Origin of the sequence: Lutibacter sp. (assembly GCF_040883305.1) — a bacterium.
In the GTDB taxonomy this organism is placed as follows: domain Bacteria; phylum Bacteroidota; class Bacteroidia; order Flavobacteriales; family Flavobacteriaceae; genus Lutibacter.
Genome location: NZ_JBFLKT010000180.1, coordinates 1 through 8,605 on the forward strand (window position 1 = coordinate 1; position 8,605 = coordinate 8,605).

At 30.1% G+C, this 8,605-nt stretch carries 7 protein-coding genes and 1 other RNA gene; 5 read left to right on the forward strand and 3 right to left on the reverse strand.

Translation table 11 applies throughout. The annotated features are described in order from the left end of the window. Positions 1-739, reverse strand: a 739-nt coding sequence (locus AB1Z17_RS05795; protein WP_368050850.1) for an SDR family oxidoreductase, incomplete at its 3' end; no start/stop codon positions are given. A gap of 116 nt (positions 740-855) precedes the next feature. Continuing rightward, positions 856-954, reverse strand: an RNA gene (gene ffs, locus AB1Z17_RS05800) — signal recognition particle sRNA small type. Between the two features lie 180 nt (positions 955-1,134). On the opposite strand from ffs, the gene AB1Z17_RS05805 reads away from it, so the two are divergent. The 5 genes from AB1Z17_RS05805 to AB1Z17_RS05825 all read left to right on the forward strand — a co-directional run bounded on the left by AB1Z17_RS05805 (position 1,135) and on the right by AB1Z17_RS05825 (position 7,364). Continuing rightward, positions 1,135-1,665 carry a DUF4199 domain-containing protein gene (locus tag AB1Z17_RS05805; RefSeq protein WP_368050851.1) on the forward strand — a complete coding sequence of 177 codons (531 nt, stop codon included), beginning with the start codon at positions 1,135-1,137 and terminating at the stop codon, positions 1,663-1,665. Between the two features lie 13 nt (positions 1,666-1,678). Further along, positions 1,679-2,626: a glycosyltransferase family 2 protein gene (locus AB1Z17_RS05810; RefSeq protein WP_368050852.1), complete on the forward strand. Its 948-nt coding sequence runs from the start codon at positions 1,679-1,681 to the stop codon at positions 2,624-2,626. A gap of 74 nt (positions 2,627-2,700) precedes the next feature. Next, complete coding sequence (locus AB1Z17_RS05815) at positions 2,701-4,419, forward strand: phospho-sugar mutase (RefSeq protein ID WP_368050853.1); 1,719 nt, start codon at positions 2,701-2,703, stop codon at positions 4,417-4,419. After that, entirely contained in the window at positions 4,419-6,245 is a 1,827-nt protein-coding gene (locus AB1Z17_RS05820; protein WP_368050854.1) for an ABC transporter ATP-binding protein, read from the forward strand. The genes AB1Z17_RS05815 and AB1Z17_RS05820 overlap by 1 nt, the downstream gene beginning before the upstream one ends. Before the next feature lie 114 nt (positions 6,246-6,359). Further along, positions 6,360-7,364 (forward strand): sugar kinase, encoded by a 1,005-nt coding sequence (locus AB1Z17_RS05825; RefSeq protein ID WP_368050855.1) that lies wholly within the window; start codon positions 6,360-6,362, stop codon positions 7,362-7,364. 124 nt (positions 7,365-7,488) lie between these two features. Here AB1Z17_RS05825 and AB1Z17_RS05830 read toward each other — a convergent pair. Continuing rightward, the coding region (locus AB1Z17_RS05830; RefSeq protein ID WP_368050856.1) for a CCA tRNA nucleotidyltransferase at positions 7,489-8,605 on the reverse strand (1,117 nt) is incomplete at its 5' end.

Here is an 8,605-nt window from a genome sequence, read left to right on the forward strand (position 1 = left end):
CAATTGAAAATTTCTGCATAAAATCTCCAACTTTATAGTGTATTTTAGGTTTTGGAGTTTGAATAATTTTATAAATAGCAGTTGCCATTTCTAAAGGATCACTGCCACTATCAACGTGAGAATCCATTAAATCTAAGTTTTCTTGATATGTTTTTTTGTAAGGTGAATTTTCAAAAACAGGTGTATGATACCTTCCTGAGGCAATATTTGTTGCAAAATCACCTGGAGCAACATTGGTTACTTGGATTCCAAAACTTTTCACTTCCATTCTGATAGCCTCAGTAACAATTTCTAACGCACCTTTAGTTGCTGAATAAATTCCTCTAAAAGGCAATCCCATATATCCTGCAATAGAAGTTACATTAATAATCAAACCACTTTTTTGCTTACGCATTTGCGGTAAAACGGCTTTCATAACATCAATGGCACCAAACAAATTTGTATTAAAAACAGTACGCATTTCATCAGTGGGTGTTTCTTCAATTGAACCTGTAATTCCCATTCCTGCATTATTAATCAAAATATCTAACCTTCCTTCTTTGGAAATTACTTCCGCAACTGCGGCATTAATAGTTTCAATATTTGTAACATCTAAGGCTACCAATTTAAACAGATGATCTTGAATTTTCTGTGGATTTCTACTTGTTCCATAAACTATAAATCCTTTTTCTAATAAAAATTCTCCAACAGATTTCCCTATTCCAGAAGATCCGCCAGTAATTAAAACAACTTTATTCATTAATTAAGTTTAACAGTTATAAGATTGTAAAGTTAAAAAGTTTGGGGAAGGATAAAAATTAAATGTAAATTTTAAAAATCCTTTACTTTGGAATGGATTTAGGACAGGAAAATAAAAAAAGGCAAGCTACCTACATCACATCGCTACAACCTAATACCTTTGCTGCGTTCCCGCCCTGGAGGATTCAAAGGGAGCTGATTGTGTAGGACTTGCCCGATGCAAATTTACAATCATTTTTTAGTTTAAACAACGAATTTTTTATAATTTTATGTAACATTTTTAAAATTCTGATTACTAATAAATTATTAAAACAAACTGTAATATTAATTAAAATATCTTTTTACTAAATGTGTATTTAGTATATTTGTTATTCTTAAAAACTAAACAAAACAATTATGGAAAACCAAAAATCAACAACATCAAAACAAGTAATGTTAAACTATGGACTAATTTTAGGTGTAGTTTCAGTTATTCTTTCAGTTGCAATTTATGCAATGGGAAAAATTTATGACCAAGGATTTGGTGTAATGGCAGCTAGCTTTGTAATTATGGCTGTAATTATTTTTATGGGTTTAAAAAACTTTAAAGAAGGTAATAACAATCTTTTAAGTTTAGGTGAAGCTATAAAAATTGGATTGGGAATTGCTTTAGTAGGTGCAATTATATCTGTGCTTTACAATCAAATTTTCATCAACTTTATTGAACCTGATTTTATGGAAAATATGATGAAAGTTGGTCAAGAAAAAATGTTAGAACAAAATCCTAATATGACAGACGAACAATTAGAAATGGCGATAGGAATGCAAGAAAAATTCTCAAGTCCGCTAATTGCAGCTGCAATGGGAATTGTTGGAAGTTTATTCTTTGGATTTATTATTTCACTTATTGAAGGTTTAATATTAAAAAGAACTGAAGAAGATAATTAAGAACATATAATAAATGGATATATCAGTAGTTATTCCACTACTTAACGAAGAAGAATCTTTAAATGAATTACATGATTGGATTGCAAAAGTTATGCAATCCAATCGTTATTCTTACGAGATTCTTTTTATTGATGACGGTAGTACAGACACTTCTTGGGAAGTTATAGAACAACTTTCAAAAAAAAATACTTCCGTAAAAGGTATTCGTTTTCAAAAAAATTATGGAAAATCACAAGCTCTAAACGCTGGTTTTAAAGAGGTTGAAGGCGATGTTGTAATTACAATGGATGCGGATTTACAAGATAGTCCAGATGAAATTCCAGAATTGTATAATTTAATTGCTAAAGATGGCTTCGATTTAATTTCTGGTTGGAAAAAGAAACGTTACGATTCTAAAATCAGAAAAAACATTCCTTCAAAATTATTTAATGCTGCTGCCCGAAAAACTTCTGGCTTAAAATTACACGATTTTAATTGTGGTTTAAAAGCCTATAAAAAAGAAGTAATTAAAAGCATTGATGTGAATGGTGAAATGCACCGTTACATTCCAGTACTTGCAAAAAATGCAGGATTTAATAAAATAGATGAAAAAGTAGTTGCACACCAAGCACGTAAATACGGTGTAACTAAATTTGGAATAGAACGGTTTATTAATGGGTTTTTAGACTTAATTACCATCTGGTTTTTATCAACATTTGGTAAAAGACCTATGCATTTATTCGGGTTTTTAGGTACAATAATGTTTATTGTAGGGTGCACATTTGCATTTTATTTAGGAATTGACAAACTATTTTTCAATCCTACAGGTAGATTAATTACAGAAAGACCACAATTTTATATTGCATTAGTAACTATGATTATTGGTACACAATTATTTTTAGCAGGTTTTTTAGGAGAAATAATGCTGCGTACAAAATCCGACACAAAAAGATATTTTATTTCTAACAAAATCAATTTATAAAACGTTTTAGTAATTAGTACTATTATTTTACGATGAATAACAGTATTTTTGTATTAAAATTTCATTAAAATATTATGAATAATTATTTAGAAAAGGCGACACTTTGGCTTTCAGAGACTTTTGATAACGAAACAAAAAAAGAAATTCAACAATTAATAGATACGGATCAAGACCAATTAGCAGATCGATTTTATAAAGATATGGAATTTGGTACTGGTGGTATGCGTGGCATAATGGGCGCAGGAACCAACCGAATTAACAAATATACTTTAGGTAAGGCAACACAAGGTCTGTCTAATTATTTAATTCAAACTTTTCCAAATAAACAACTTAAAGTCGCAATTGCTTTTGATTGCCGTCATAATAGTCAAAAATTCGCAAAAATTGTAGCCGATGTTTTTTCAGCTAATGGTATAAAAGTATTTTTATTTGAAGATTTACGTCCAACTCCAGAACTTTCTTTTGCAGTTAAACACTTAAAATGCGATGCTGGTATTGTTTTAACAGCTTCACACAATCCGCCAGAATATAATGGTTATAAAGTATATTGGAATGATGGTGGGCAAATTGTTCCTCCACATGATGTTAAAATTATTGATGAAGTTAATAGTTTAGAATTTTCTGAAATTAAATTTAATGCAAACGAAAATTTAATTGAAATTATAGGCGAAAAAATTGATAGTGTTTTTACAGATTCCTGTGTAAAAAATGGAACTTTCAAAAGCACCAAAAATCGTGATAAATTAAAAATTGTATTTACTTCTTTACACGGAACATCTATTGTTTCAGTGCCTGAAGCATTAGAAAAAGCAGGTTATAACGATGTTCATATTGTTGAAGAACAACGCGTTCCAAATGGAGATTTCCCAACGGTTGCTTCACCAAATCCAGAAGAACCTGCTGCTCTTAAAATGGCAACAGATTTAGCAGATAAAATAAACGCAGATATTGTTATTGGTACAGATCCAGATTGTGATAGATTGGGGATTGCAGTTCGAGATTTAGAAGGAAACATGAAACTTTTAAACGGTAACCAAACAATGTGTTTAATGACTAACTTCTTAATTAAAAAATGGAAAGAAGCAGGTAAATTAAACGGAAAACAGTTTGTGGGTTCTACAATTGTTTCTACAAACTTAGTAAGTGAGATTGCCCAACGCTACGGTGTTGAATCTAAAGTTAGTTTAACAGGTTTTAAATGGATTGCTAAAATGATTCGTGATGCTGAAGGAACACTTGATTTTATTGGTGGTGGCGAAGAAAGTTTTGGTTATATGATTGGTGATTTTGTGCGTGATAAAGATGCTGTTTCTTCTACATTATTAGCTTGTGAAATTGCTGCCGATGCAAAATCAAAAGGTAGCTCTATGTATCAGGAATTATTACAAATTTATGTAGATAATAATTTCTACAAAGAACATTTAATTGCTATTGTTAAAAAAGGAATGGATGGTGCACAACAAATTTCTCAAATGATGGTAGATTTACGTGAAAATCCAGTTACTGAGATTGATGGTTCTAAAGTTAATTATGTATATGATTATGAAGCATCAACAAAAACAAATCTAATTTCAAATACTGTTGAAGATATTGATATTCCAAAGTCTAATGTATTAATTTACGAAACTATAGACGGAACAAAAATTGCCGCAAGACCAAGCGGTACTGAACCAAAAATTAAATTTTATTTCAGTGTAAAAGCTCCATTGGATTCCATTAAGAATGCAGCAAAAGTAGAAACAGAATTAGATACTAAAATTCAACGAATTATTACTGAAATGAAACTATCTTAATGAATTATTTCAAAAAGATATTAAAATACGCAAAACCTTATATTAAATATGCATACCTAAATATATTTTTTAATATTTTGTATGCATTATTTAATGTACTTTCTGTTTTAGGATTTATTCCTGTACTCGGAATTTTATTTGGTAAAGAAGAACCAACATATGAAAAACCCGTTTATAACGGTATTTCAAGTTTGTACGACTTTGTTTCTGGATCTTTAAATTATAAAGTCACGGAATTAATGGATAGTGGAGGAATTGATAGAGCCTTACTCTTTATTTGTATTTTATCTTTTAGTTTATTTTTCTTTAAAAATTTGTTCCGTTATTTAGCTTCTTTTGTGTTAGCCTTTTTAAGAAATGGTGTAGTAAAAGATTTAAGAGACAGTTTATATCATAAAATTATAGAACTACCACTCTCCTACTTTTCTGAAAAGAAAAAAGGCGATATTATTGCACGTATGACTTCTGATGTTCAGGAAGTTGAAAATTCTTTTTTAACATCTTTAGAAACCATTGTACGTGAACCTTTAACAATTGTTTTAACGTTAATATCAATGTTTGCCATTAGTGCAAAACTAACATTATTTGTATTTATTTTATTACCTGTTTCTGGTTTTATAATTTCCGCAATTAGCAAAAAATTAAAAGCAAAGTCTTTACTAGCACAACAAGAAACTGGAACTTTTTTATCTTTTATGGAAGAAACCTTGACTGGTTTGCGTGTTATAAAAGGGTTTAATGCCGAAGACAAAATTGAAAATAAATTTAAAGCATCTACTACAAAATTTAGAAATTTAATGACCAGTGTTATTCAACGTAAAACATTGGCCTCTCCGATGAGTGAGTTCTTGGGTTCAGCAACCATCATAGCAATTTTATGGTTTGGAGGAAGATTGGTCTTAAGCGAAAACAGCGATATGCAACCACAAGAATTTTTCGGTTATATTGGACTGTTTTATTTAGTGTTAAATCCTGCAAAAGCAATTTCAACAGCTTTTTATAGTATTCAAAAAGGAAATGCTTCCGCAGAGCGAATTATAGATATTTTAGAAACAGAAAATACTATTGTAGATACACCAACTGCTTTAGATAAAAATAGTTTTAATACTGAAATTTCTTTCGAAAAGATTTCTTTTAAGTACTTAAATGAATATGTTTTAAAAGATTTTTCATTAAATATTAAAAAAGGCCAAACAGTTGCTTTAGTTGGACAATCTGGTAGTGGAAAATCTACATTAGCCAATTTAATTACACGTTTTTACGATGTAAATAAAGGTGTTATAAAAATAGACGGGATTGATATAAAAGATATCAAACAAAAGTCGTTAAGAGGTTTAATGGGCATTGTAACACAAGAATCTATTTTATTTAATGATACCGTAAAAAATAACATTAGCTTAGGAGTAGAAACCTCTAGTTTAGAAGAAGTTAAAGATGCTGCAACTATTGCAAATGCGCACGAATTTATAAAAGATTTGCCAAACCAATACGAAACTAATATTGGTGATAGTGGAAACACCCTTTCTGGCGGACAAAAGCAACGTTTAAGTATAGCGCGTGCTGTCCTTAAAAATCCGCCAATAATGATTTTAGATGAAGCAACATCGGCTCTAGATACTGAAAGTGAACAGTTGGTGCAAAAAGCATTAGAAAAAATGATGGAAAATAGAACATCGTTAGTAATTGCACATCGTTTATCTACCATTCAAAAAGCAGATTTAATTTTAGTACTTCAAAAAGGTAAAATTGTAGAACAAGGTAAACATGATGAATTACTAGCCAAAAAAGGTGAATATTTTAAGCTGGTTACTATGCAAGCTCTTTAGTTCAAGTATTGCTAATACTTCAAATTTAACAAATCCCATAATTCAGTTCGTAATTCATTATTGGTTAGGCTAATTTTAGTTCAATTTGTAACTTTACTTAAAATAACTATTATTATGAGTCAGATTATTACATTTGGGGAAGTATTAATGCGTTTATCTCCAGAAGGAAATAAAAAATTTATTCAAGCAAACTTATTGGAATTTTATTTTGGTGGAACTGAAGTAAATGTTGGAATTTCCATTGCCAATTTTGGTGGAGATGTTAAGCACATAAGTTGTATTTCAGATGATTTTGTTGGAGATACTGCAATTTCTTATTTACGCAAATTTGGAGTTGATACTTCTGCAATTGTAAGATCTCAACGTCCGTTAGGTGTTTATTTTTTAGAAGTTGGTGCTGTTATGCGCCCAAGTACTATTTCTTATAATCGTTCGCATTCTTCATTTTCTGAAATTCAACCAAGTATGGTAAATTGGGAAAAATCTTTAGAAGATGGTAAATGGTTTCATTGGACAGGTATTACTCCTGCACTTTGTAAAGGTGGTTACGAAACTTTAAAAGAAGGTTTAATATTTGCAAAAAAGAAAGGAATGATTATTTCTGCCGATCCTACTTATAGAAAAGGTTTGTGGAAATATGGTCAAAACCCTAAAGAAGCTTTGGTTGATTTATTAAATTATTCCACCATATTTATTGGTGGTATTGATGAAATAAATGAAGTATTAGATACCAAATTTGGATATTCTAATGAAGATTTTATAGAGGCTAGTCAACAATTAATGTTAAAATTCCCTTCAATTGAAAAAGTGTTTGAAAAAATTAGAACAGCTGTAAATTCTTCTTGGAATAAAATTAGAGCCAGAATGTGGAACGGAAAAGAATTTAGAGAAACTAAAGACCTGGACATTACACATATTATTGATAGAATTGGAACGGGTGATGCGTTTGCAGCAGGATTAATCTATGGTTTACAACATTATGACGATGTAAAATCTATGGAATTTGCTAGTGCAGCAAGTGCTTTAAAACACACTTATGAAGGTGATGTTAATTTTTCTTCAGTTAACGAAGTTTTAGGAATTCTAGAAGGAAATATAACTGGAAGGCTAAATAGATAATGTTAATAATTAGAAATAACGAATTATGAATTGTGAGATACTGCGTGAGATTATCTGAAAAGTGACTGAAATTGAATAATAATGCTTTCAAAAAAGAAAAAATTATTCAATTTTAATTATTCATTTATTTTTTAAGTCCTAATGCTTCAGCTTTTTTTAACATAAAAGCATACGCTTCATCATAGTCATTTGCAATTTTACCATCTAATATCGCTTCTTTTATCGCATCTTTAATCTGACCAATTTCTCTACAAGGTTTTAGGTTAAACGTTTCCATAATTAATTCTCCAGAAATTGGTGGTTGAAAATTACGCACATGATCTCGCTCTTCAACTTCTTTAATTTTTTCACGAACCATTTTAAAATTATTATGATAACGCTCAAATTTTATAGGATTTTTTGTTGTAATATCTGCCTCACAAAGTGTCATTAAACTATCAATATCATCACCTGTATCAAAAACCAAACGTCTAACAGCAGCATCCGTTACATCTGTTGCTAAAACAATAGGTCTTGAACTTAAAAATACCATTTTCTGAACAAATTTCATTTTATTATTCAATGGCATTTTTAAGCGTTTAAATAATTTATAAACCATTTTTGACCCAACAAATTCGTGGGAATGAAATGTCCAACCAACATTTTTATCAAACTTTTTGGTGGGCGCTTTTCCAATGTCGTGCAACAAGGCTGCCCAACGTAACCATAAATCATTTGTATGTTTAGAAATATTATCAACTACTTCTAAGGTATGGTAAAAATTATCTTTATGTTTTTGTCCTTCAACTTCGTCTACACCTTGTAAATCAGTAAGTTCTGGTAAAAATCTTTCTAATAAATTAGTTTTATGCAACAATAATATACCAACAGAAGGAACTTGGGAAAGCATAATTTTATTAAATTCATCCACAATACGTTCTCGGGTAATAATATCCAATCTTTCTGCATTTTTGGAAATTGCATTTAAGGAGCCCTTTTCAATTGTGAAGTTTAATTGCGATGCAAAACGGATTGCTCGCATCATACGTAAAGGATCGTCTGAATACGTTATATCTGGATTTAATGGAGTCTTAATTATCTTATTTTCTAAATCTTGTAATCCATTAAAAGGATCTAATAATGTTCCAAAATTCGTTGAATTTAAACTTAAAGCTAATGCATTTATTGTAAAATCTCTTCTATTTTGATCGTCTTCTAAAGTTCCATCTTCAACAACAGGATTTCGGCTAGCTTCATTATAA

Excerpts from the sequence above, each read along its gene's own strand:
- AB1Z17_RS05810 (WP_368050852.1), top strand. The coding sequence starts at position 1,679 with ATGGATATATCAGTAGTTATTCCACTACTTAACGAAGAAGAATCTTTA.
- AB1Z17_RS05815 (WP_368050853.1), top strand. The coding sequence starts at position 2,701 with ATGAATAATTATTTAGAAAAGGCGACACTTTGGCTTTCAGAGACTTTT.
- AB1Z17_RS05805 (WP_368050851.1), top strand. The coding sequence starts at position 1,135 with ATGGAAAACCAAAAATCAACAACATCAAAACAAGTAATGTTAAACTAT.
- AB1Z17_RS05825 (WP_368050855.1), top strand. The coding sequence starts at position 6,360 with ATGAGTCAGATTATTACATTTGGGGAAGTATTAATGCGTTTATCTCCA.
- AB1Z17_RS05820 (WP_368050854.1), top strand. The coding sequence starts at position 4,419 with ATGAATTATTTCAAAAAGATATTAAAATACGCAAAACCTTATATTAAA.